This window comes from Kribbella koreensis (genome assembly GCF_039525325.1).
GTDB lineage: Bacteria > Actinomycetota > Actinomycetes > Propionibacteriales > Kribbellaceae > Kribbella > Kribbella koreensis.
On record NZ_BAAAHK010000014.1, the window covers coordinates 142,068 to 165,835 of the forward strand.

Here is a 23,768-nt window from a genome sequence, read left to right on the forward strand (position 1 = left end):
CGCCGCGGTCTCATCAGCTTCAACGGTGTTCGCGCACCTCCGCCGACCGTTGCAATCTTACCTGACTCCAGAGCTGGCGAGTGACTGGCAGTGACTCCGTAGGCTTGTTAACCTGGGGCTACAGACAAAAGTACTACTCGGTGCTTTCGTTCATTCGTGATCGATTCGCCGAGTGGTTGTTCGCGCAACCTTTGGCGATCTTTCACCTGTTCACAGGAGTCGGATCCTATGGTTGCCGCAAACACTCGCCGTACGCGCACTGCTTTCGTCAAGAGAGTTGAGCGTTGGAACACCAACTTGGTTGCGCTGACCTCGTTGATTGCGAGCTTTACTGGTTTGCTTCGGCAGACCGTTCAGGTCGTCCTCATCGTGGTTGCCGCCGTTGCGGTGTTCTCTCCGGGGCTTTTGCCGCTTGTGGCTGCGGTGTCGGCTCTGCTTTTGCAGATTCGGCGCTCGTAGGCGCTGGCCACGTGCAGCTCGACCCCTTGGGGTCGGGCTGTTCGTGCGTTAGGGGAGGAAGCGGATGTCGGTTGTGGTGGCTGTGGGGGAGGTGAAGGTTAGGAGGGTTTGGGCTTCGGTTTCTATGGCGGTGCGGGTGGATGGGGTGAGTTTGGTGAGGGGTTCTATTTCTAGGATCTCGGTTTTCTTGGATTGTTTGGGGCGGCGCCAGAGGGCGGTTAGGTAGCCATTGTGGAGGATGGAGCCTTTGCTGAGGGTTTCTAGGAGGGGGCGGGTGGGGGGAGCGGGGGTGGGGTGGAAGCGGGTGCGGTTGGCGTGGGAGAGGAGGAGGTTGTCGTATTCGGGGAGGAAGCGGGTGGGGACTTCGGTTTGCTCGTCGGGGAGGGCCTGGTCGGGGAGGTCGTAGAGGGGGCGGGTGGTTTCCGGGTCTGTGTAGGTGCGGAGGTCTAGGCGGTCGAAGACTTCCGCCAGGTGGGTCAGGCCGGACCAGGTTTGGGCGTCGGCGACTGTGGCGGGGCCGTAGGCGGCTAGGTAGCGGAGGACTAGGGCGTCTACGTCGGGGGTTTGGGTGATGGGGGTGCCTAGCCAGAGGTCGGCGGTGGACATGGTGGGGTTGCCGGATTTGCCCCAGACGCCTCGGGGTGGGATTTGGATGGTGGGGAGTAGGCAGCGGACGGCGTGGGCGAGGGACGGGGCGTCGCGGTCTGGGTAGAGGGGGGCCAGGTGGTCGCGGAGTTCGGCGGCGGTGGCTGGGGCCTCGGAGAGGCGGGCGGTGCCGGCGGCTAGGACGGACTGCATGTCCAGGCCTTCCAGGCGTTTGCCGCCGTAGGTGGTGTTGGAGTAGACCTCGCGTTCCAGGCGGGGCTGGATGAGGCCGCGGATGGCCAGGAAGTCGCGGCTGGACATCAGGTGGATGGTGGCTCGCATGAGGGAGCCGCGGACGGCCTGGCGGGTCTCGAGGAGGTTGGCCAGTTCCATCGGGTCGAAGTCGACCAGGCGGGTCCAGAGGCCGACGTAGGGGGCTTGGGGAGCCTGGGCCTGCATGCCGACCAGGTGCTCGATCGCTTCGAGTGCAGTGGCGGACCGGCGGGAGATCAGCCATTGGCGGTCCAGGGTGGCCCGGTTCTGGGCTCGCAGGCTCAGCTTGGTCATGGCAGATCCTCTCCTTTGCGGGAGGTCAACACTAGGAGCAGAAGAGGCCGTGGCGAGTCCGCTACTCGCGGCGGCTGAACGCCTCGATCCGGGCCGCGTACGCCGCCCGCGCCGCGGGATCCACAGCCAGCCCCCGGTCGTCACCAAGTAGGCGCATGCACCAGGCCATCAGCGGCGCAGGCACCAATCCGTCCAGCAGCCCCCATCCGGTCAGGAAGCCCGGTACCGGCGTCTCGGCGCGACGAGTGCGACAGGTCCGCACGACAGCCGCCGCGACGTCCTCCGGATCCACCGTCGGCAAGATCCCACCCAACCGCACTCCGGAGGACAAGGACGTCCGTACTGCGCTCGGCAACACAGCAATAACGCTCACCCCCGTCCCATGCAACTCCCGCCGCACCGCTGCCGAGAGCCCCACTGCAGCAAATTTCGACGCGTTGTAAACCGCCATCCCCGGGAACGGAATCTTGCCCGCCATCGAAGCGATGTTGACCACATGCCCGTGGCCCCGGGCAACCATCCCCGGCACCACCAGCCGCATCCCGTGGATCAGCCCCCATACGTTGACGTCGAGCGTCGCCCGGCTGATCTCGTCCGGCTCGTCGAGGAACGGCCCGAGCGGCATCACGCCCGCGTTGTTGACCAGTACGTCGATCCGCCCCGCCTCCCCGACAACCGCGTCGACGAAGCCCGCGTACGACGACCGCGAAGTCACATCCAGAACCCGCGGACCGTCCAGATCACCCACATAGACCGAGGCCCCCAGCGCCGAGAAGGCCGACGCCGTCGCCGCCCCGATCCCACGCGCCCCACCCGTGACCACCACCACCGACCGGGCGATATCGATCTTCACGACGCCACCTCCACACCCGAACGGATCGCATAGTCACCAGGCGAGAACCGCCCGACCTCAGCCCGCAGCCGCCGCGACGACCACGGCCAGTTGAAGCTGTTCCGCCCATTCGCGTCGTGGTAGTAACTCGCGCAGCCACCGGTCTCATAAACCGTCGACGGCAGCGCGGACTGCACGGCCGAGTTGAAGGCAGCCTGCACCGACGGCCGGACAGAGATGCTCGACCACCCCCGATCGCGCAAAGAGGTCAAGGCGGCAACAGTGTGCTCGAGTTGCGCCTCCAAGATCATGAACGCCGAGGTATGCCCGGTCCCCAGACTCGGCCCGAGCAGGTTGAACAGATTCGGGAACCCACTCACCGTCGTACCGAGGTACGCCGACGGCGACCCCTGCCAGTGATCGTCGAGACTCTTGCCATCGGCATCGAAAACGCGCGAGGCCAGCGGCAGATCGAGGATCTTGAACCCGGTGCCCAGCACAACGACATCGACATCGGTCACGGACCCATCCACCCCGACCACCGAGGAGCCAGACACAGAGGCGACACCAGATGGGTGGACAGAAACGTTGGAAGAAGCAACCGCCGGGTAGTAGTCGTTGGACATCAGAATCCGCTTACACCCCAGCGTGTACGACGGCGTCAACGCGGCCCGCAGCAACGGATCACGCACCGACCGGCGCAAGTGCCAAGCACCCACCCGTTGGATCTGCCGCATCACCGCCGGATGCCGGAAGCCGACCCCCAACGCCTCCATGCCGCCATACTCCACAGCACGCAGCAGACGCTGAGCAGCAGGCACCCGCCGCATCAGCCACCGCTCGGCCGAGGGCACGTAGTGATCGGGCTTCGGCAACACCCACTGCGCCGTCCGCTGATACAGCTGCAGCGACGACACCAAGGGCTGGATGGCCGGCACGAACTGCACCGCGGACGCTCCGGTACCGATCACAGCGACCCGCTTGCCGCGCAGATCGACGGAGTGATCCCACCGGGAGGAGTGAAACAAAGGCCCGTCGAAATCAAGGGGTACCGACGGCATCAACGGCTCATGCCAAGGCCCGGTCCCAGTGATCAACGCACGTGCCGTCACCGGACCCGAGGACGTCGACACCTCCCAATGCTGATCAGCATCCGACCAGGACGCGCGAAGCATCTCGACACCGAAACGAAGATGCGGAACCACGCCGTACCGCGCGGCCGTCGACTCCAGATACGCCTGGATCTCGGCCTGGCCGGCGAAGGCGCGGGTCCAGGACGGGTTCGGCGCGAACGAATAGGAGTAGAGCGCCGACGGTACGTCGCAGGCGCAGCCGGGGTAGGTGTTGTCACGCCAGGTGCCACCCAGGGCGGTGGCTTTCTCCAGTACGGCGAAGGAGGTGATCCCGGCCTGACGAAGGCGGATCGCCGCTCCGATGCCGGAGGCGCCCGCTCCTACGATGAGTACTTCGTGGTCAGCCATGTTTCAAATACTAGTAGTATCTGAATACTAATGGAAGGTGAAGATGCCGAGACTGACCCGCGCGGAGAGCCAGGCGCGCACCCGCGAGACGCTCGTCGCGACCGCCATCGAGCTGTTCCTGCGGGACGGGTACGCGGCGACCAGCCTGGAGAAGGTCGCCGACGAGGCCGGCTTCTCCAAGGGCGCGGTCTACTCCAACTTCCGCAACAAGGACGAGCTCTGTCTGGCGGTCGTCGACGCGATCCGCCTCGACCAGGCGCACAAGATGGCCCGGGCGCTGGACGGCGCCGCCACCCTGGAAGCCATGCTCAACGGGTTCCAGCGCTGGGCCGACGAGACGATCGGCGACGTGGCCTGGACGGTCTTCGAGGTCGAGTTCGCGACCCGGGCCCGGCAGGACGACGTGGTCCGCCGGGAGCTTGCCCTGCGCAACGCTCAGATCCGGGCCGCGGTCACCGAGCTGCTCACGACGCACGCCGAGGAGTTCGACATCACTCTCCCCATGCCCGCTGAGGACTGCGCCACGGCGTTGCTCAGCCTCGGCGTCGGCCTGGGCGTCCAGCGAGCCATCGACCCAGACGTCGGCATCGATGTCCTGCCGGCAGTCATCCGGTTGCTGGCAGGAGGCAACCGCTAGATGTTTTCCCTTGCCGAGCCGGGATCACGCAAAGTTTTGCTTCCCCTGACGGTGCCGGGCGAACTAGGGTCGCGACGGATCGTAGTCGTTTCACCACGGTCGTTCGCCCACCTTGGGAGGGAATGAGTATGAGTGAGCAGTCGCGTCGCCGGAAGGCGATCGCAGCCATCACCACCACTGGAGTGGTGCTGGCACTCGGGATGTCGTTCACCAGCGCGGCGGGGGCAGCGCCGGCGAGCGCGTCGGCCGCCAGCGCGGTGCCGGGCAACCTGAAGCTGATCAAGACGAAGACCTCGTTGCTCGGCAAGCACTACTGGTACCAGCAGACCTTCAAGGGCCTGCCGGTCGTCGGCGGGTACTACGCGCAGCACGTCGACAAGTCGGGCAAGGTGCAGATCACCGACGGCCGCGACGCCGTACCGGCGAACCTCGACGTCAGCGCGAAGGTCGCCCCGGCCACCGCGACGAAGAGCGCCAACACCGCCGTCACCGCACGCGCCGCGCGGAGCCGGACCACCGGCGGCAAGGACGCCACCCCGGTACCGGCCGCGGCCACCGGTGCGGCCCAGCTGGCCGTGCTCGGTGGACCGAACGCCAAGCTGGTCTGGAACGTCACCTCGCGCTCGACCGAGGGCGTCAGCCGCTCACTGGTCGACGCCAAGACCGGTACGGTCGTGGAGTCGAAGGTGATCAGCGACAACATCGACGGCACCGGCTCGGTCTTCGACCCGAACCCGGTCGTCACGCTGAAGAACGAGGACCTGACCGACCAGGACGACAAGAACCAGAACGCCTTGTTCCTGGCGCAGAAGAACGTCATCCTGCGCAACCTGGACGGCTCGGGCAAGCTGAACGGCAGCTACGTCAACATCGCCGAGGCCAAGGGCGGGGTGGCGGTCAACAAGAACAACCACTTCGTGTACCAGCGCGCCAACGACAAGTTCGAGCAGGTGATGGCGTACTACCAGGTCAACCAGACCCAGGAGTACATCCACTCGCTCGGCTTCAGCGACGTGAACAGCGAGTCGCAGGACTTCTCGATCAACACCTTCGAGGGCGACAACTCCTTCTACGACCCGTCGACCGACGTCATCACGATGGGCGAGGGTGGCGTCGACGACGCCGAGGACGCCGAGGTGATCTGGCACGAGTACGGTCACGCGATCCAGGACGACGTCGTCCCGGGCTTCGGCGAGTCGGAGCAGGCGGGAGCGATCGGCGAGGGCTTCGGCGACTACTGGGCCGTGCAGCAGTCCATCCCGGTCAGCAAGGGCTACGACATCCCGTGCGTGATGGACTGGGACGCGACGTCGTACACGGATGGCCCGAAGCACTGCCTGCGCCGTACCGACACCGGCAAGACCACCGACGACATCGACGGTGAGGTGCACGACGACGGCGAGATCTGGTCGAACGCGCTCTGGGACATCCAGAAGGCACTCGGCCGGAACAAGGCCAACAAGGTGATCCTGCAGGGCACGTTCTTCTACGCGCCCGACACCTCGTTCGCCGACGCTGCCCGGGTGACCGTGCAGTCCGCACGCCTGCTCTACGGCAAGGCGGCCGCCGCCCAGGTGACCACCGCCTTCAAGGCGCGCAAGATCCTCTAGTACGACCAGTACGAGCCGAGGCTCATGCGCCCACGACTACTGTGGGCGCATGAGCTGGAGCACTTCGGACATCCCTGACCTGACCGGCCGCCGCGCCCTCGTCACCGGCGCGAACAGCGGGCTCGGCTACGAGACCGCCCTCGAGCTCCTGAAGCACGGCGCCGAGGTGACGATCGCCGCCCGCAATCCGGAGAAGTCCGAGCAGGCCGCCGCGAAGCTGAAGGCCGCCACCGGCGAAGAGCCGGACATCCTCGCGCTCGACCTCGCCGATCTGGCCAGTGTCGAGGACGCCGCCAAGAGCCTCAGCGCGTCGCAAGACAGCCTCGACCTCTTGATCAACAACGCCGGCGTGATGGCACCGCCCTTCCGGCAGACCGCCGACGGCTTCGAGCTGCAGCTGGGCACCAACCATCTCGGCCACTTCGCCCTCACCGCCCGCCTGCTGCCGCTGCTCCACAAGGCGAAGAATCCAAGGGTCGTCACGGTCAGCTCGTTCATGCACAAGACCGTCAACACGGTCCGCCAGGCCGACCTTCGCGCCGAGAACGGCTACGCCAAGTGGGACGCGTACGGCAGGTCCAAGCTCGCCAACCTGCTCTTCATGAGCGAGCTCGATCGCCGCGCCCGCGCCGCAGGCTCGAACCTCGTCAGCGTCGGCTCCCACCCCGGCTACGCCCGCACCCATCTGCAGTCATCCGGCCCCCAACTAGGCGGCGCCAACCTGGAGGCAAGGCTCCTCGCGATCGGCACCAGCCTCGTCGCCCAGTCCGCGGCCGCGGGCGCCTGGCCGAGCCTGTACGCCGCGACGGCGCCCGTACCGTCCGGGTCGTACTACGGCCCGTCCTTCTTCGAGTTCCGCGGCAAGCCCAAGCTGGTGCACCCCAGCAAGGCCGCCCAGGACCCGCAACTCGCCCAGCAACTCTGGGCCTGGTCGGTCGAGGCCACCGGAGTCGACGCGTTCTGACGCAACGCAACGAACTAATGACACACCGGTAACTTCGTGGTTACCCTTCGGTAAAACCGAGGAGTAACCCCGCCCGGAGGTCATCGATGCGCAGACTCGTGGTCGCCCTAGCAGTCCTCGTCGCGAGCATCGGCCTCGCTCCCGCCCCGGCGCAGGCCCAGACCCAAGCGGCCGGTTTCAGTACGTCGTACCAGCGCATCCCCGGAGCCGGCGGGACCGAGCTCGGGGCCGTCGTGCTCACCCCGACCGGGCAGGGCGCCGGCCCGTTCCCGCTCGTGGTGATGCCGTCGAGCTGGGGCGTGCCGAACCTCGAGTACGTCGGCCAGGGCAGCAAACTCGCCACGGCCGGCTTCCAGGTCATCTCGTACACCAGCCGTGGCTTCTGGGACTCCGCCGGCGGGATCGACATCGCCGGCCCGCCGACCGTCGCCGACGTCACCGAGGTGATCGACTGGGCGGCCGGCCACACGCCGGCCGACACCAGCCGGGTCGCCTCCGTCGGTATCTCGTACGGCGCCGGTGTCTCGCTCCTCGCGGCCGCCCACGATCCGCGGATCAAGGCGGTCGGCGCACTCAGCGGCTGGGCCGATCTGATCGCGTCGATCCACCCCAACGACACCGTCAGTCTCCAAGCGGTGGCCGGTCTGCTTGCCGCCGGCAACATCACCGGCCGGCCGGGCCCGGAGATGCAGGCGCTGCAGACGAAGTTCATCACCGGCGACTTCGACGGCGCGATCACCGACGCGACGGCGCTCGCGCCCATCCGGTCGGCCAAGACCGTGGTCGGCCAGATCAACGCGAACCACCCCGCGGTCTTCCTGGCCAACGCCTTCGAGGACTCGATCTTCCCGCCCGGCCAGTACACCGACTTCTTCACCCAGTTGACCGGGCCGAAGCGCCTTCTGCTCGCGCATGGCGACCACGCAACCCCTGAGGTGACAGGCGCGATCGGCCTGCCCAACGAGGTCTGGGACGAGCTCGCACCCTGGCTGCGGCACTTCCTCACGGGCGCGGACAACGGCGCCGACCAAGAGGCTCCGGTCCAGCTGAAGTCGCAGCGAAACGTCTGGCGGAGCTACCCCGACTGGGCGTCGGTCGGCACCGAGAAGACCTCGTACCTGACCAAGCCGACCGGCCTGTCGCGGACCGGAGCCCTGCAATCCCAGGCCTCCACCGGCTGGTCCAACGGCATCGGCGCCGGCGTTCCGACGGTCGCCGACAGCGGCGTCGCGCTGCTCTCGGGTGCGTTCCAAGGCCTGCTCTCGATCCCGGTCGGCGTCGCCACGCCACTCGTCGATCGGACCTTCGCCGGGGTGTGGTCGGGTCCGGCGTACAGCAGCAGAACCGTGGTCAACGGTGCTCCGAAGCTGCACCTGACGGTGACGCCCAGCGCGAGTGACACCTCGCTGTTCGCCTACCTGTACGACGTGGACGCGCTCGGCGTCGGCTCGCTCGTCTCGCACAAGCCGTACACGTTGCGTGGGGCAACGGCCGGGCAGCCCGAGACCGTCGACCTGAGGCTCGAGGCGACCAGCTGGGAGGTGCCTGCCGGGCATCACCTGGTGCTCGTCGTCGACACCGTCGATCCGCGCTATCTCGGCTACAGCAGCCTCGGCAGCTCGGCCACCTTCAGCTCGCCCGCCGGCAACCCGTCATCGCTGACGGTCCCAGTTGCGTAATTTGCAACCTAGGTTGTGCCTATTGCCACATCCGCCGAGCTAGGCCACTCTTTGTGGTCGGATCATTACCTAATTGCTCGGAGGATGTGTCATGGGTACGAGCCGCCGCCAGTTCCTCGGACTCACCGCCGCTGCCGTCGGTAGCGCAGCAGTCGGTGTAGCGACCCCAGCTCAGGCAACCGCCAGTTGCCTGGCCACGGGCACGCTGTACCTCGGCACCTACACCTCCGAGTCGGGCGGTGGTACCGGCATCGGGATCGCGTCGTACGACGCAACGACCGGCAAGCTCACCTCGACCGGCGTACTGGCCGGCGTCCAGGACCCGTCATTCCTGATCCTCTCGCCGTCAGGCCGCAACCTGTATGCCGTGAACGAGCAGTCGTCCGGCGGCGTGACCGCCATCGCTGTCGACTCACCCGGCCACCTGCGCGTGCTCAATCGCCAGCCCAACGGTGGAAACGCACCCTGCCATCTGACTCTCGTTGCCAACGGCAAGTACCTCCTGAGCGCGAACTACGGCTCCGGCGACATCTCGGTCCACCCGGTCAGGACCGACGGCAGCCTCGGCGCCCGGACCGACCTGGTCAAGCATGTGGGCTCGGCCCCGCATGCGCACCAGGTCCTGCAGGACCCGACCGGCAACTACGTCCTGGCCGTCGACCTGGGCACCGACACGATCTACACCTACACGATTGCCAATGGCAAGCTCGCCCTCAAGAGCCAGGCGAAGCTCACGACCGGCGCCGGCCCGCGCCACCTCGCCTTCCACCCCAACGGCCGCTACGCGTACGTCGCCGCCGAACTGAACAGCACGATCACCGTCTGCCAGTACGACGGCGCGACCGGCAAGGTGACCCCGGGGGCGGCCCAGGCCACGGCCCCCGCAGGCCCGGCGAACTACCCGGGCGAGGTGATCATTTCGCCGGACGGCCGGTTCGTCTACCTCACCAACCGCGGCCACAACAGCGTCGCGATCTTCGCCGTCGAGTCCGGGGGAGCGAGCCTGCGGCGGATCGGTACGCCGTCCTGCGGCGGCGACTGGCCGCGCCACGTGACGCTGGACCCGACCGGCAAGCTGATGTTCGTTTCCAATCAGCGATCGAACAACATCACCACCTTGGCGGTCGACGTCCAGACCGGCGGGCTGACCCAGAAGAGCTCGTTCACCGCCCCCATCCCGGTCTGCGTCCTGCCAGGCTGACCACTACCGGTCAGCTGATGTTTGATTCTGACTGAACTCTTGCCTTTTTGTTCCCGTCGGCCTTGAATGACGAGCGTGTCCGCCCGGTCACGCTTCGTCATGGAAGCGTTTCCAGTGGACTGACCTTTCTCCGCCCACGAGAGGTAAGCCCATGCATTTCAGACGACGCGCGGTGGCAGCCGCGGTCGCCGGCCTCCTGGCCGCGACCGCGCTCGCCTCCGGCACCCAGCAGGCAGTCGGGCAACCGGCCGCTCAAACTGGTTGGCACAAGGGGACCCCGCCGCTGAGCACACCGTGGACCGACGACGTGTCGCCCACCAACGCGCTCCCGGAGTACCCGAGGCCGCAGCTCACCCGCAAGAAGTGGCAGAACCTCAACGGACTCTGGGAGTTCGCCCCGGCGGCCACGGGGGAGGCGCCGCCGTTCGGCAAGACGCTGGCCGAGCAGGTGCTGGTCCCGTACCCGATCGAGTCGGCGCTGTCCGGCGTACAGCGCCATGAGGACCGGATGTGGTACCGCCGGACCTTCACCGTGCCGAGCAGCTGGAAGGGGCAGCGGCTGCTGCTGCACTTCGGCGCCGTCGACTACGACGCGAAGGTCTGGGTGAACGGCCGCCAGGTCGCCACCCACCGCGGCGGCTACGACGGCTTCGACGTCGATGTCACGAGCGTGCTCAAACGGTCCGGCCCGCAGGAGCTGATCGTCTGGGCCGAGGACCTCACCGACGAGACGTTCCAGCCGATCGGCAAGCAGCGCGAGGTCAGTGACCACGGCATCTTCTACCAAGGCAGCTCCGGCATCTGGCGGACCGTCTGGATGGAGCCCGTCGCCACCTCCTCGATCGACCGCCTGCAGCTCACCCCCGACCTGCCGAGCAGTTCACTCAAGATCACCGCCGACACCAGCGGCCCTGCCGGCCTCGACGTGGAAGCCTCGGCGTACGACGGCAGCAAGCTCGTCGGCAGGGTGTCGGGCAAGGCCGACACCGAGCTCGAGCTGCCGATCAAGAACCCCAAGCTCTGGTCGCCGGACAGCCCGTTCCTCTACACGCTCAAGGTCAAGCTGATCGACCGCGGGAAGACCCAGGACGAGGTCGGCTCGTACTCCGGGATGCGATCGGTCGGCAAGGTGAAGGGTGCCGACGGCAAGCTCCGGCTCGCCCTCAACGGCAAGATCCTCTTCAACCTGTCGACCCTCGACCAGGGCTTCTGGCCGGACGGTCTCAACACCGCCCCGACCGACGAGGCGCTCGCCTTCGATCTCGTCCAGCACAAGAAACTCGGCTTCAACACCGTGCGCAAGCACATCAAGGTCGAGCCGGACCGCTGGTACTACCACGCGGACCAGTTGGGTCTGATGGTCTGGCAGGACATGCCGGCCGCCAAGCCGGACCCGATCCCGGCCGGCCCGTGGCGTGACCAGTTCAAGGCCGAGCTGCGGGAGATGGTCGACGAGCACAAGAGCTTCACCTCGATCACCACCTGGATCCCGTTCAACGAGGGCTGGGGTGAGTGGGACCTGGCCGAGACCGGCCGGATCGCGGACAGCGTGAAGGCCCAGGACCCGTCCCGGCTCGTCAACGCGCACAGCGGGATGAACTGCTGCGACTCGCTCGGCGACTCCGGTCGCGGCGACATGATCGACCACCACGCGTACCTCGGCCCGGCGACGTCCACCCCGGCTGGTGATCGGGTGGCGGTCGACGGCGAGCACGGCGGATTCGGCCTCAAGACGACCGACCACATGTGGTTCGGCGACGGGTTCGCCTATGAGATGACGCCCGACCAGGCGACGCTCACCCGCCGGTACGTCGAGAACCAGCGCGACGTCCTGCGCTCCGCCAACTCCTGTGGCATCAGCGGCTCGGTGTACACCCAGATCACCGACGTCGAGGGCGAGCTGAACGGCTTCTTCACCTACGACCGGCAGATCCCCAAGATGGACTTCGCCCAGGTCAAGGCGGTGAACACCGCGATCATCAAGGGCGCTGACGGCACCGGCACGAGTGGGCCGCAGCTCCCACCGGGCACGCCAGGTGCCGACGGCATCCACTTCTACCCGCTCGATGGAAACGCGGATGATGTTGTCGGGACCAACGACGCGACGCTGCAGAACGGCGCGGTCTTCGCCCCGGGCAAGACCGGTGAAGCCGTTGCCCTGAACGGGTCCAACCAGTTCATCGACACCGGCGCGCAGCTGCTCGACACGTCCGGCAACTACACCGCGACGGCGTGGGTGAAGCTGAACAAGGCCGACGGATCGTTCCAGACCGTGGTCAGTCAGGACGGCGATCGCGACAGCGCCTTCTTCCTGCAGTACTCCGGCGCCGACCAGCGATTCGCGATGAGCTTCCCCGGCCAGCGCGCCCTCGCGCCGACCAAGCCCAACCCGGACCAGTGGTACCACCTCACCGGCGTACGGGATGCCGCGAAGGGTGAGCTCCGGTTGTACGTCGACGGCGAGCTGGCCGCGACCAAGAGCGCTTGCAGCCTCGACTCCACCTCGACCGGGCATGCGGTGATCGGCCGGGCGAAGTTCGGCGGCAACTCGGTCGACTACCTGGACGGCACCGTCGACCAGGTGCACTTCTTCGACCGGGCCCTCGACGATGCGGAGGTGCGCGCGCTGTACGCCTCCGGGCGCTGATCGAAGCGGGTCAACGGATTCGAGATGCGAGGCGGTCGCAAACCACGCATCCTGGTAGTGGTGCCGACCAGGGAGGGCCAGTCAGATGACCGCTCCGAGCCACGTTCTCAGCCCGTTGACCTCGACCAAGTTCCGGTTGCCCCGGTTCGGGCTCGGCGGATCGCCGATCGGTGATCTGCCGGACCCGGCCGGGGACGCGGTCGCGATGGCAACCATCGATGCGGCGTACCAGGCCGGCATCCGGTACTTCGACACCGCACCGAGCTACGGCGCCGGCCGCTCCGAAAGGCGCTTCGGTACTGCGCTGGCCCGCCGCCCCCGAGACGAGTATCTGCTGTCCACCAAGGTCGGCCGGACGATCGACGGCGCCCCCGACTTCTCCGCCGAGGGCATCCGCCGGTCGCTGGCCGAGAGTCGCGAGCGGCTCGGCCTGAGCATCGATCTGGTCCTGCTGCACGACCCGGGAGAGCACTGGCAGCAGGCGATCGAGGAGGCCTACCCGGTCCTCGACGAAATGCGGGCTCAAAGAGACATCGGCGCTGTTGGGGCGGCGGCCGGCGACTGGCAACTACTCGATCGGCTCGTCCGCGACACCGAACTCGACGCGGTCTTGCTCGCCGGGCAGTACTCGTTACTGGATCGGTCGGCGACGCCATTGCTCGACCGCTGTCAGGCCAGGGGAGTGCTGGCGATCGTGTCCGGCGTACTGAGCAAGCAAGTGCTGCAGGTCGACCAATCCAAACAAACGACTGACCCCGCGATCATCCTCGCGCGCCGGATCTCGGCGGTCTGCGAGCGGTACGGCGTATCGCTGCCGCAGGCCGCGCTGGCCTTTCCCGGCAGGCATTCCGCGGTCGCCTCGGTCCTGATCGGCGCGGCCAGCCAGGCCGAGATCCGGGCCGACGCGGCGCTGGTCCGGCAATCGGTTCCTGGTGACCTCTGGCGTGACAAGGAACTCCTCCGGCTTCTCGACTAGCAACCTCTTGTCAGTGACCTCCCGCTAGGTGATTCTGGTCGTTCGATTCCTGTGGGGGGATGGCACATGTCCAGAATCATTTCGTCCTGTCTGCGCGCCGCCGTGCTGACCGGGCTGCTCGGCTCCGGCCTGGTCGCGGTCGCCGCGCCGGTCGCCTCGGCCGCCACCATCACGGTCACCACGACGGCCGACGTCGTCAACGGCGGCGACGGTCTGACGTCGCTGCGGGAGGCGTTCACGACGGCCGGTGCGAACGGTGCCGACGACACGATCTCGCTGGGCGCCGGGCTGACCTACCCGCTGACGAACTGCGCCGGTCCGCTGACCCATGCCGACGGCCACGAACTCATTGTCCAGGGCAACAATTCGACGATCGACCAGTCCTGCAACGCGGTCGGCATCATCGACAGCACGAACCACGCGGGCCGGCTCGAGCTCCAGGACCTGATCATCGACGGTGGCCCGAACCCTGGAGCGGTCGCGCTGGAAGGTGCCGCGGTCCGCTCGGACAGCGAGTTGCTGCTGTCGAATGTCGAGATCCGCAACGTGCTCTCGCCGGGCGGCACGGTCGTCTGGTCGAGCTTCGACCACGGGATCACGCCGTACCGGCTGACGCTGAACAACAGCAACCTGCACGACAACACCGGCAGCATCGTGAGTTGTGACAACTGCTCGGCGCACTTGGACGGTACGACGATCTCGAACAACGTCGGCTCGGGCATCTCGCTCGTCGACGGCTACCCGCTGCTGGTCGACAACTCGACGATCTCGAACAACACCCGGGCCGGGATCAGCAACACCGGCCAGGGCTTCCCGGCCAACAAGACCGAACTCAACTTCAGCCAGGTCGAGAACAACGGCCGGGTCGGCATCCGCTGCGTCAACTGCGGCCGGCTGAACCTGTACTCCGCCAGCGTCGCCAACAACGGGCTGACCGCGGTCGACGCGCTCGGCGGCATCTCGATGTCGATGTCTCAGCGCAGCGGCACCCCGGCATCGGGGATCAACATCATGCTGTCGGGCATCACCGGCAACAAGAGCACCGTGTCCGGCGGCGGGCTGTCCGTCACACCGGTCCTGGTCGAGGACGGCGGCAACACCGCTTCGACGTACGTCGACCGGACGCCGATCGACAACAACATCTCGGCGGGTGATGGCGGTGGCGCGGTGATCGGCGTCGGTGACTTCAGTGCCTACAAGGGCAGCTTCATCGGCAACACGGCGGCTCAGCGTGGTGGCGGTCTGGCCTTCCTCACGGTCGGACCGGACGTGGTGCCGACGTCATCGATGTCGCTCGACTCGACGGAGGTCAACAACAACACGGCCGGTACCGATGGTGGCGGTGTCTACGCCTTCAGCGCGGGATCGGTCAGCGGCTTCCAGCCGATCATCTCCGCCAACACGGCGACCGGAAACGGCGGTGGCGTCAAGGTCGGCTTCGCCTACCAGGCCACGTTCGACGGCGGCAAGTACTACGGGAACCACGCGGCCAACGGAGCCGGCCTCGACCTGGCCGCGGAGTCGGTGAAGTTCGACAAGGCGACGATCAACGACAACTCCGTCGTACCGGCCGCAGGCACGGGTGGTGGCGCGCGGATCTCGGCGATCGCGGCGAGCATGCTGAACAGCACAGTCAACGGCAACACCGCGACCACCGGTGGCGGCCTGAACTTCACCACGGCGACGCACGTCGACCTCACCCACGTGACGATGGCCGACGACAAGGCGACGACAGGCGCGCACATCGCCGCCGTACCGTCCGCCACGGTCGCGATCAGTCGCAGCGCCCTGGTCCTGCCGATCACCGGTACCGCGTGCGCCGGCGTCGGCGGCGCCTTCCACGGCGTCTCCGGCGGTTTCTCCGTACTACGCGACGCCACCTGCAGCACAATCGCCTCCGACTTGGTCACGGCCGCCGACCCGCAACTCGGCGCCTTGTCGAACGGCTACCCCGAAGGCCGGTTGCCCGCCGCGACCAGCCCACTCGGTGGGCGGGTACCCGTCGCCAGCTGCACGACCGTGGACGACCAGCGCCTGCAGGCTCGCCCGCTGGGCGCCAACTGTGACGCGGGGTCGGTCGAGTTCGCCGAGTCGCCGAGCCCGGACAAGATGCTCACCGACCTGATCGCAGAGGTGAAGGGGCTGCACCTGCAGAAGGCGCTCGAGACGTCGCTGGTGCTGAAGCTCGAGAAGGCCCGGACCGCGCTGAAGGCGAACAACAAGCTGGTCGCGAGGGTCTTGCTGGTCGCGTTCGTGGTCGAGGTGAAGGCCAATTCCCCCGCGAAGATCCCGGCGCCCGCCGCGAGCCAGTTGGTGACGAAGGCAACTGCGATCCGGCACGCCCTGTAGGTACTGTGGACGGAGGCCCGCTGATCCGGCGGGCCTCCGGACGAGAAGGCGCCGTACCCGGTTCACGACAAGACGACGCCGGTCCCTGGAGGGGCCGAGTCCATGCATGTCGTCGATGTGATCGAGATCGTCGGTGCCCTGACCGTGCTGGTGGCCTTCGCGGCCGCGCAGGCGGGTCGGCTCGAGCAGAAGACCCTGTCCTACCAGCTGCTGAACCTGATCGGTTCGGCCGTACTGGCCGTGATCGCGGCCGCTGAGAGCTCCTGGGGCTTCCTGCTGCTAGAAGGCAGCTGGGGGATCGTCAGCCTGATCGGGTTGGTGAGCCTGCTCCGGACCGCCAAGCCCACCACGGTGAGTTAGAAGCGGTCGCCTGGCTCCGGGGTGCCGGGGGAACCCGAAGTAGGCGAGCCCGGCGGGGGAACCGTGACGGTGTCCGGCGGGGATCCGCCGGGCGTGGTCGGGCTCTCCGTGCTGTTCGAGTTGGGCGGCGGGGTGGTCGGGGTGACGGTCACCGTGAAGGTGTTGGTCGGCGGCGGAATGAGCGGGTCGGGCTCCAGCTCGGGGGAGTGCCGGAACATCAGCCAGGCGACCAGGATCGCCACTGCCATCAGTACCGCCATGGTCAGCAGCGAGAGCGCGACCGCGAGCCAGGAGGCCGGCCGCAATGCGGACGGCCAGGGGAGCGGCCAGATGCGGAACAGGCCCGGACGGCGGCGGTTCTCCCAGTAGTGGCGGAAGTCCGGTCCGCGGACGCGGCCGATCGGCGGGATCCGGTCCATCAGGACCGCCGACAGGATGTCCTCGCCGCGGCGCTCCGCGATCAGCTGCTCGTCGTCGGCGGCGCTCGAACCGTCGTACTCACGGACCGGTCCGATGGCCGCCCAGAGCGCGACGTCCTCGTCGTCTTCGTCGTTGTGACCGAGCACGGCGCCGTCGGGCAGCTTGTCGACGGCGGTGATGAACCGGTCGCGGGCGGCCGCGTCGTCGGAGGAGCCCTCCGTCATCATCGCGACGACCGCGCCACGGCCGGTCTCGTCGGCGGCGATGTAGAGATAACCGGCCGCATTGGCGCCCAGGCGGCCGCGGAGCCAGAAGTCGCCGACGCGCGGCGGGTCCTCCGGCAGCAGTGGCAACGCGTCCGGCACGGCCCGCGCGGGAGCCTCGGCGGGCACCTCGGCAGGAGCCTCAGGCTCGGTCGGCGCCGCCGTGTCGGTCTGGGAGTCGGTCGCGGTCATCACCTCCAATCCCACCACATCCCCGGTAGCCATGTCGCCCGCGCCCGCCGCGTACGGCGTACCGGGTGCTGTTGGGCGCCGCGGCCCGGCGTACCGGGGTGTTCGGATTTGAGCGGCTGGGCAGGATAGGAGGGGAGCAGGGCGGGGCGCGCGCGTGCCCTGGGTCGGCGATCTGATGGAATGGGCGGCAGTTCCCGTGCGCAGACATGGTCCACCGCGGACCCCGGAAGGACAGGCATGACCGAAACCACTGTGCCGACCGGGTCGGTGGCCCAGCAGTCACACCTGGTCAGCGAGGCGATCAGCGAGATCAAACGGGTGATCGTCGGCCAGGAGCACATGGTCGAGACGCTGATGGTGTCGCTGCTCGCCAAGGGGCACTGCCTGCTCGAAGGTGTGCCCGGCGTGGCCAAGACGCTCGCGGTCCGCACCTTCGCGTCGGTGGTCGGTGGTTCGTTCGCCCGGATCCAGTTCACCCCCGACCTGGTCCCGTCCGACATCGTCGGCACCCGGATCTACCGGCAGACCCGCGAGGCGTTCGACATCGAGCTCGGTCCGACCTTCGTGAACTTCGTCCTGGCCGACGAGGTCAACCGGGCGCCGGCCAAGGTGCAGTCGGCGATGCTCGAGCTGATGGCCGAGCGGCAGGTGTCGATCGGCGGCCAGACCTTCCCGATGCCGAAGCCGTTCATCGTGATCGCCACCCAGAACCCGATCGAGTCCGAGGGCGTCTACCCGCTGCCCGAGGCGCAGCGGGACCGGTTCCTGGTCAAGATCGACGTACCGCACCCGCGTGGGCACGAGGAGTTCGAGATCCTCCGCCGGATGAGCGTCGACCCGCCGCAGGCCCGCCAGGTGCTCAAGCCCGAGACGATCATGGAGCTGCAGCGCTCGGCCGAGCAGGTCTTCGTGCACAACCTGGTCGCGGAGTACGCGGTCCGCCTGGTGATGGCGACCCGGACGCCGTCCGACTTCCATCTGCCCGACCTCGAGCCGATCATCGAGCTCGGCGTCAGCCCGCGCGCGACCCTCGGCCTGGTCTCGGCCGGCCGGGCGCTGGCGCTGATCCACGGCCGCGACTACTTGCTGCCCAGCGACATCCAGACGATCGCGCTCGACGTGATGGGCCACCGGCTCGGCCTGACCTTCGACGCGGTCGCCGACAACATCGACCCGCGCGCGGTGGTCGAGCGGATCCTGGCCACCGTCCCACCGCCGCAGCCGGTCTGGCGCGACGGCAGCGACGGCAGCGGCCGCCCCGAGTTCGTCTAACCAGATGGCCAACCGACCAGACCCACGGGTTGCGATGACGATCTCGCAGCTCGCGCCCGAGCGCGCGCTGCGCCGGCTCGAGCTCACGGTGGTCCGGCGGCTCGAGGGGTTCCTGCACGGCGAACATCTCGGTCTGCTGCCCGGCCCGGGTACCGAGCTGGCCGAGGCCCGCGAGTACCAGGTCGGCGACGACGTCCGCCGGATGGACTGGGCGGTCACCGCCCGGACCACGGTCCCGCACGTCCGCGACCTGATCGCGGACCGCGAGCTGGAGACCTGGGCGATGGTCGACCTGTCGGCCTCGATGGACTTCGGTACGTCGCAGCTGGAGAAGCGGGAGCTTGCCGTGGCCGCGGTCGCCACGGTCGGCTTCCTGACCCACCGGCTCGGTGACCGCTTCGGCGGGCTGATGCTGCGCGACTCGACCCTGCGCCGCTGGCCGGCCCGGTCGGGGCGGCTCGCCCTGTACGGCCTGCTGCGGGCGTTGCTCGCGGAGACCGATCACGGTGAGCACCAGGCGCGCAGCGACCTGGCCGGCGCCCTGGACTCGATGGCCCGGACCCAGCGCAAGCGTGGTCTCCGGGTGATCGTGTCGGACTTCCTCACCCCCGAGGACGGCGAGATCGACAGCCGGATGGAGCCGTCCTGGGAGCGGTCGATGCGCAAGCTGACCGCCCAGCACCAGGTGCTCGCGGTCGAGATCGTCGACCCGCGCGAACTCGAACTGCCGAACATCGGCGTCGTCATGATCGGCGACCCGGAGACCGGAGCGATCCGGGAGATCGACACCCGCAAGCGCCGGGTGCGCGAGGAGTTCGCCGTCGCCGCGCTGGCGCAGCGGGAACGAACCAGGACGGCCCTGCGTAGGGTAGGAGCCGGACACCTGGTCCTGCGGACCGACCGAGACTGGGTCGCCGACACCGTGCGGTTCGTCCTCGCCTACCGGCGAATGGCGCCCCGCCTGCACCAACCGCCGAAGGGAGTGGCTCGCTGATGGAGTTCCTGTCTCCGGCCAGACTGTGGTTCCTGCTCTTCATCCCGGTCGTCGTCGCCGGGTACATCTTCCTGCAGCACCGGCGAGCGCAGTACGCGCTGCGGTTCACCAACATCGCGCTGCTCGACCGGGTCGCACCACGCCGGCCGCAATGGCGCCGGCACTTGGCGGTCGTCCTGGCGCTGTTCGCGACGGCGTCGTGCATCATCGCGTTCGCGCAGCCGAAGGACGAGGTGAAGGTGCCGCGCGAGCGGGCCACCATCGTCGTCGCGATCGACGTGTCGCTGTCGATGATGGCGACCGACGTCGACCCGAACCGGCTCGAGGCGGCGAAGCGGTCGGCGAAGAACTTCGTCAGCCAGTTGCCGGCCAAGTTCAACGTGGCGGTGGTCAACTTCGCGGGGACCGCGTCGATCATCGTGCCGCCGACGACGGACCGGGCCACCGTGCAGCGGTCGATCGACGGGCTGGAGCTGGCCGAGTCGACGGCTACCGGCGAGGGGATCTTCACCTCGTTGCAGGCGCTTACCCAGGTACCGGCTGATCCCGAGCACCCGAACGATCCCGCTCCGGCGCGCATTGTGTTGCTGTCCGACGGCAAGCGCACTGTCGGCCGGACCGCCCAGGAAGGCGCGCAGGCCGCCAAAGCGAAGCACACGCCGGTCTACACGATCACCTTCGGTACCGACTCAGGCTTCATCGAGATGGACGGCATCCGTCAGCGCGTCCCTCCGGACCGCGCCGAGCTCCGCAGCGTCGCCGAGATCACCGGCGGAGAGGCCTACACGGCCGAATCCGCCGGCGAACTCGAAGACGTCTACAAGGACATCGGCTCCTCGGTCGGCTACGACAAGGTCAACAAAGAGGTCACCTCCCGCTTCGCCGGCATCGCCATGCTCTTCACCTTGCTGGCAGCCGGCGCCTGCATCGCCTTGGCCACCCGCTTCCCGTAATCAACTGCCGTTGATCAGACGGACTGCCAGGTCGGGGTCGAACTGACCTGCGGGGGTGGTTGGAGCAATCCCGCAGGGACCATCTGAATTGCCGGGGACCTTCACCCAGAGGAGCATTTCGGCGCCGCCGCCGGTTTGGGCGGGGGTGCCCAGTTTGCGGCCGGCTGGATTGCACCACTCGCCGTTCGAGCCGTTGCCGTTGCGGCTGGTGTCGATGACGAACGGTGTCGCCGTACCGAGGCTGCTGCGGACGTTGTCGGCGTAGGTGACCGAAGCGCTGGTCGTGTAGTAGTTGGACACGTTCACCGCGAAGCCGCGTGCGGTGGCGATCCCCGCGCCTTGCAGTCGCGAGGCCATCGTTGCCGCCGGCACCCAGCCGGCGTTACCCGCATCGAGATACGCCCACGTGTTCGGCGCCCGATCGTGGAACTGCTGCGTGGCGAAGGCAAGCATCCCGTTGCGCTCGGCAATCTGATCCGCCGTCATGCACTCGAAGTCACCCAACCCGTCCGGCTCGATCACCACCACTGCCGGGCGAGTACCGATCGAGTCCGCGAACGCCGAGATCCACGACCGGTACGCCGCAGGCGACCCTGCCCCGCCGCCGGAGAGCCCGCCACACGCATCCCGCCCAGGCAGGTTGTACGCGACCAGTACCGGCAATTTGCCCGCATTGTCGGCCGCCCCGACGTACCCACCGACCATCGCGCCGATCGTCGTACCGGAAGGCGGCTGGCCGAACCACTTGGCCGTCGGCTTGCTCGCGATGTTGGTGGTGATCGTCGCGGCCCTCGAGTCACTCCCATGACTGTCCACCCAGGCCTTGGGCGTCGAGTCCGGATTGACGTAGAACCCACTCGTCAGATCGATCGGACTCGCCGGCGACGCCTGAGTGTTCAGTTGCTCATGCGACTGACGGTCAGCGAACGCCGTGATCCACGCCAGCGCCGAGTTCCAGTTCACCGCGACCTCGTTGGTCGAGTACGAACCGATGTTGTCGAGATAGCAGGTCGCCGGCGCACACCCCTGCAACCCGCGCTGAGCCACCGGATCCTGCAGGCCGGAGTTCGGCCCACCGGCCAGCGATCCAGGAGCAGGCGACGGCAGCGTCGGGTCGAGCGACTTCGCCCAGAACCGGTGATGCTGGTTGTGGCTGTCCCGCTCGCCGTACCCCGTCACGTACGACTGATTGATCGCGTTCCGCCCGAGCAGATAGTCCAGCGACTCCAGCGCCCCTTCGAGGTACCTGCTCCGATCGGTCAGCGTGTAGGCCAGCCCCATGATCATCGCGTTGTTGGCGACAGCGCTGTTCGATCCCCAGACGTACTTGCCGTCCGCCGGGAGATACGGGTTGGGGTATCCCTGCGCCTGCAGGTCGTCGAGGTACACGCCCGCAGCCCGCGCGATCCGGTCGACCACGGCTTTGTACTCCGCCCGGGGCAAGGCCCTCGGCACTCTGGCGAGCGCGAGATCGGCCAGGCCACCGGTGTCCCGCCAGGAGAAGCCCTCCGCAGCGTCGAAGCGGGTGGTGATCGCCTTCCGGTAGGACTGTTGACCAGTGGCGGTGAGGAGCTCGGCCGCCGCCCACGAGAACTCGTCGGTCACCTTGGTGTCGTCGTACGCACCGCCGCCTTCGCCGCCGTCCGGCGCATAGATGGCCGGGTTCTGCACCGCTGCCTTCCACGCCTTCTCGGCCGCGGTCAGGCAACGGCCGGCCAGCGCCTTGTCCCACTGCGCATAGACCCGTGCACAGCGGGCGCCCACCGCCGCGAGGTTCAGCGTGGCCGCGGTCGACACCGGATAGAGGTAACGCTGCTGCGGGTCGGCATCCGGCCTGAGCGGGAGGCCGGTCCACTTCTCGTCGTGGATCTTGTGATGCACCAAACCCGACGGCGCCTGCATCCGGAGCAGGAAGTCGATCTCCCACTTCGCCTCGTCGAGCAGGTCGGGAATCGTGTTGCCTGCTTCAGGAATCTTCAGCGTCACGTCACCGGACTGCTCGTACTGATCGAGCAGCTGCCACGCCGCCAGCGCGCCGTTCACCACGTACTTGCCGTGGTCGCCCGCGTCATACCAACCACCCCGTACGTCGAGGCTGTACGTGCACGTCCCCGGCAGGCAGGGGACCGAGGTGTCGCCCTTGTTGGGCGCGACGCCGAGATGGCCGGCTGCCCGCGCGCGCTCCGCGCCGACGTACTGGGCCTCGATCGGGATGCCGCTGCGGTTGTTGTAGAAGTACTCCAGCGCGTCCTGCGACAGCGACTGGTAGATGTTGTTGCCGATAGCAAACGGTTCGCTGAGCTGGTCGCCGACCGCGAGACGGTAACCGTCGCCGGACCCCTCGTACCGCTTGAAGTCGATCAGCTGGACGCTGGTTCCGGACATCGCGTCGGCACCGTAGGGCATGGTTCTGCCATGGGCGACGACGGCGTCCGTAGCGTCGAGCAGACGCCAGTCGAGCGGGCTGGTCTCGTCGGTGACATAGGTGGCCCGCTTGGGTCCACTCTGCAGGTAGCCGAGCTGGTTGACCCGGACCGGAGAGCCGAAGTCCCGTACCCCACCAGGTGGTACGACACCGCCGACCAGCGAGATGTTGTCCAGGCACAGCGTGTACGGCGTACTGCCGCCGCCGGCCTGGAAGCTGACCTGAGTGTGCTCGGACGTGGTCGGCGAGGTGCCGGTGAAGGTGAAGGTCTGGGTGCCGGTGGTGACGTTGACCGTCTTGTTCATCACCGTCGCCATCGGCTTGGACGAGGTCTGCACGACGGCGCGGAAGGTGGTCGCGAGGCTGGCCGACGCCTCGAAGCGCAGCGTGTAGGGCTGGCCGTTCTCCACCGGGACGTCGTCCTGCCCGATCATCGAGTCCCACACGTTCACCGTGCCGCCGGGGACCTGGGCGCACAACCGCCCGTCGGTGACGGTCGACGGGGTGTTCCCGCTGGTCCACCACGGCGCCTTCACGCCGCTGTCGAAGTTCCCGTTCAGGATCCGTTCGTACTGCGGGCCGTCGGCCGCCGCGGCCTGGACGGCCAGGGTCGCCGGGACAAGGGTCGCTGGGACGAGGAGGAAGGCGGTCAGGGTGGTCACTGAGCGCCTTCGGAGTGTGGTCATGCAGCTGCCTCCGGAGGGATCGCGCTGGGAGCGCTTTCAGATTTTGGCCAAAGGGTCAGCGGCGTCCCTGTGCATGGTGCCGACGCCTCCGGGGCGTGTCAAGACTGAAACAGGCGGGAAATCTGCCCTTCACAACTGGCCTCCGGTGCCCTATGGTCGGCCGGAAGCGCTCCCAGTTTTTGTCCGACGCTGGCTCAGCGGCGTCACCGTGGCCTC

18 protein-coding genes and 1 riboswitch are annotated in these 23,768 nt (G+C 67.8%); of the genes, 13 read left to right on the top strand and 5 right to left on the bottom strand.

Translation table 11 applies throughout. From position 1 onward, the window contains the following. Window positions 1-228 precede the first annotated feature (228 nt). Window positions 229-459 carry a hypothetical protein gene (locus ABD116_RS29145; protein WP_343977258.1) on the top strand — a complete coding sequence of 77 codons (231 nt, stop codon included), beginning with the start codon at window positions 229-231 and terminating at the stop codon, window positions 457-459. A gap of 48 nt (window positions 460-507) precedes the next feature. Here ABD116_RS29145 and ABD116_RS29150 read toward each other — a convergent pair whose 3' ends face one another. From ABD116_RS29150 to ABD116_RS29160, 3 genes are all read right to left on the bottom strand, one after another. Then, window positions 508-1,611 carry a winged helix DNA-binding domain-containing protein gene (locus ABD116_RS29150; protein ID WP_343977261.1) on the bottom strand — a complete coding sequence of 368 codons (1,104 nt, stop codon included), beginning with the start codon at window positions 1,609-1,611 and terminating at the stop codon, window positions 508-510. Between the two features lie 61 nt (window positions 1,612-1,672). Beyond that, window positions 1,673-2,464 carry an SDR family oxidoreductase gene (locus ABD116_RS29155; RefSeq protein WP_343977264.1) on the bottom strand — a complete coding sequence of 264 codons (792 nt, stop codon included), beginning with the start codon at window positions 2,462-2,464 and terminating at the stop codon, window positions 1,673-1,675. Then, window positions 2,461-3,924: a flavin-containing monooxygenase gene (locus ABD116_RS29160; protein WP_343977267.1), complete on the bottom strand. Its 1,464-nt coding sequence runs from the start codon at window positions 3,922-3,924 to the stop codon at window positions 2,461-2,463. The genes ABD116_RS29155 and ABD116_RS29160 overlap by 4 nt, the downstream gene beginning before the upstream one ends. Window positions 3,925-3,967: 43 nt before the next feature. Between ABD116_RS29160 and ABD116_RS29165 the strand changes: the two genes are divergently transcribed. The 9 genes from ABD116_RS29165 to ABD116_RS29205 all read left to right on the top strand — a co-directional run bounded on the left by ABD116_RS29165 (window position 3,968) and on the right by ABD116_RS29205 (window position 16,347). After that, window positions 3,968-4,561: a TetR/AcrR family transcriptional regulator gene (locus ABD116_RS29165; RefSeq protein ID WP_343977270.1), complete on the top strand. Its 594-nt coding sequence runs from the start codon at window positions 3,968-3,970 to the stop codon at window positions 4,559-4,561. A gap of 128 nt (window positions 4,562-4,689) precedes the next feature. After that, entirely contained in the window at window positions 4,690-6,171 is a 1,482-nt protein-coding gene (locus tag ABD116_RS29170; protein ID WP_343977272.1) for a M4 family metallopeptidase, read from the top strand. 49 nt (window positions 6,172-6,220) lie between these two features. Then, window positions 6,221-7,135: an oxidoreductase gene (locus ABD116_RS29175; RefSeq protein ID WP_343977275.1), complete on the top strand. Its 915-nt coding sequence runs from the start codon at window positions 6,221-6,223 to the stop codon at window positions 7,133-7,135. 86 nt (window positions 7,136-7,221) lie between these two features. Beyond that, on the top strand, window positions 7,222-8,814 hold the full coding sequence (locus ABD116_RS29180; protein WP_343977278.1) for a CocE/NonD family hydrolase: 1,593 nt from the start codon (window positions 7,222-7,224) through the stop codon (window positions 8,812-8,814). Window positions 8,815-8,905: 91 nt separating this feature from the next. Then, window positions 8,906-10,015, top strand: coding sequence for a lactonase family protein (locus tag ABD116_RS29185; protein WP_343977281.1), 1,110 nt, complete (start codon window positions 8,906-8,908; stop codon window positions 10,013-10,015). Window positions 10,016-10,166: 151 nt separating this feature from the next. Next, window positions 10,167-12,662: a LamG-like jellyroll fold domain-containing protein gene (locus tag ABD116_RS29190; protein ID WP_343977284.1), complete on the top strand. Its 2,496-nt coding sequence runs from the start codon at window positions 10,167-10,169 to the stop codon at window positions 12,660-12,662. Between the two features lie 85 nt (window positions 12,663-12,747). Then, a complete protein-coding gene (locus ABD116_RS29195) occupies window positions 12,748-13,638 on the top strand; it encodes an aldo/keto reductase (protein WP_343977287.1) in 891 nt (296 codons plus the stop codon). Between the two features lie 66 nt (window positions 13,639-13,704). Beyond that, window positions 13,705-15,987 carry a right-handed parallel beta-helix repeat-containing protein gene (locus ABD116_RS29200; protein WP_343977290.1) on the top strand — a complete coding sequence of 761 codons (2,283 nt, stop codon included), beginning with the start codon at window positions 13,705-13,707 and terminating at the stop codon, window positions 15,985-15,987. 11 nt (window positions 15,988-15,998) lie between these two features. After that, window positions 15,999-16,069, top strand: a riboswitch (guanidine-III (ykkC-III) riboswitch). Window positions 16,070-16,089: 20 nt separating this feature from the next. Beyond that, window positions 16,090-16,347: a CBU_0592 family membrane protein gene (locus tag ABD116_RS29205; RefSeq protein ID WP_343977293.1), complete on the top strand. Its 258-nt coding sequence runs from the start codon at window positions 16,090-16,092 to the stop codon at window positions 16,345-16,347. Here the strand turns inward: ABD116_RS29205 and ABD116_RS29210 are convergent. Then, window positions 16,344-17,222, bottom strand: a complete 879-nt coding sequence (locus ABD116_RS29210) for a hypothetical protein (protein ID WP_343977296.1) — start codon at window positions 17,220-17,222, stop codon at window positions 16,344-16,346. The two genes, ABD116_RS29205 and ABD116_RS29210, sit on opposite strands and share 4 nt — an antisense overlap. A gap of 237 nt (window positions 17,223-17,459) precedes the next feature. Here ABD116_RS29210 and ABD116_RS29215 point away from each other — a divergent pair, with 237 nt between their 5' ends. From ABD116_RS29215 to ABD116_RS29225, 3 genes are read left to right on the top strand one after another with little or no spacing between them, the layout of a single operon-like run. Continuing rightward, on the top strand, window positions 17,460-18,494 hold the full coding sequence (locus ABD116_RS29215) for an AAA family ATPase (protein ID WP_343977299.1): 1,035 nt from the start codon (window positions 17,460-17,462) through the stop codon (window positions 18,492-18,494). A 4-nt stretch (window positions 18,495-18,498) separates the two neighbouring features. Further along, on the top strand, window positions 18,499-19,488 hold the full coding sequence (locus ABD116_RS29220) for a DUF58 domain-containing protein (protein WP_425552175.1): 990 nt from the start codon (window positions 18,499-18,501) through the stop codon (window positions 19,486-19,488). Then, window positions 19,488-20,441: a VWA domain-containing protein gene (locus ABD116_RS29225; RefSeq protein ID WP_343977301.1), complete on the top strand. Its 954-nt coding sequence runs from the start codon at window positions 19,488-19,490 to the stop codon at window positions 20,439-20,441. The genes ABD116_RS29220 and ABD116_RS29225 overlap by 1 nt, the downstream gene beginning before the upstream one ends. On the opposite strand, the gene ABD116_RS29230 is transcribed toward ABD116_RS29225, so the two are convergent. After that, on the bottom strand, window positions 20,442-23,528 hold the full coding sequence (locus ABD116_RS29230; protein ID WP_343977304.1) for a glycoside hydrolase family 9 protein: 3,087 nt from the start codon (window positions 23,526-23,528) through the stop codon (window positions 20,442-20,444). Between the last annotated feature and the right edge of the window lie 240 nt (window positions 23,529-23,768).

Coding starts and splice junctions, on each gene's coding strand:
- ABD116_RS29175 (WP_343977275.1), top strand. CDS start 6,221: ATGAGCTGGAGCACTTCGGACATCCCTGACCTGACCGGCCGCCGCGCC.
- ABD116_RS29195 (WP_343977287.1), top strand. CDS start 12,748: ATGACCGCTCCGAGCCACGTTCTCAGCCCGTTGACCTCGACCAAGTTC.
- ABD116_RS29220 (WP_425552175.1), top strand. CDS start 18,499: ATGGCCAACCGACCAGACCCACGGGTTGCGATGACGATCTCGCAGCTC.
- ABD116_RS29145 (WP_343977258.1), top strand. CDS start 229: ATGGTTGCCGCAAACACTCGCCGTACGCGCACTGCTTTCGTCAAGAGA.
- ABD116_RS29160 (WP_343977267.1), bottom strand. CDS start 3,924: ATGGCTGACCACGAAGTACTCATCGTAGGAGCGGGCGCCTCCGGCATC.
- ABD116_RS29190 (WP_343977284.1), top strand. CDS start 10,167: ATGCATTTCAGACGACGCGCGGTGGCAGCCGCGGTCGCCGGCCTCCTG.
- ABD116_RS29205 (WP_343977293.1), top strand. CDS start 16,090: ATGCATGTCGTCGATGTGATCGAGATCGTCGGTGCCCTGACCGTGCTG.
- ABD116_RS29215 (WP_343977299.1), top strand. CDS start 17,460: ATGACCGAAACCACTGTGCCGACCGGGTCGGTGGCCCAGCAGTCACAC.
- ABD116_RS29180 (WP_343977278.1), top strand. CDS start 7,222: ATGCGCAGACTCGTGGTCGCCCTAGCAGTCCTCGTCGCGAGCATCGGC.
- ABD116_RS29165 (WP_343977270.1), top strand. CDS start 3,968: ATGCCGAGACTGACCCGCGCGGAGAGCCAGGCGCGCACCCGCGAGACG.
- ABD116_RS29185 (WP_343977281.1), top strand. CDS start 8,906: ATGGGTACGAGCCGCCGCCAGTTCCTCGGACTCACCGCCGCTGCCGTC.
- ABD116_RS29170 (WP_343977272.1), top strand. CDS start 4,690: ATGAGTGAGCAGTCGCGTCGCCGGAAGGCGATCGCAGCCATCACCACC.
- ABD116_RS29150 (WP_343977261.1), bottom strand. CDS start 1,611: ATGACCAAGCTGAGCCTGCGAGCCCAGAACCGGGCCACCCTGGACCGC.
- ABD116_RS29210 (WP_343977296.1), bottom strand. CDS start 17,222: ATGACCGCGACCGACTCCCAGACCGACACGGCGGCGCCGACCGAGCCT.
- ABD116_RS29200 (WP_343977290.1), top strand. CDS start 13,705: ATGTCCAGAATCATTTCGTCCTGTCTGCGCGCCGCCGTGCTGACCGGG.
- ABD116_RS29225 (WP_343977301.1), top strand. CDS start 19,488: ATGGAGTTCCTGTCTCCGGCCAGACTGTGGTTCCTGCTCTTCATCCCG.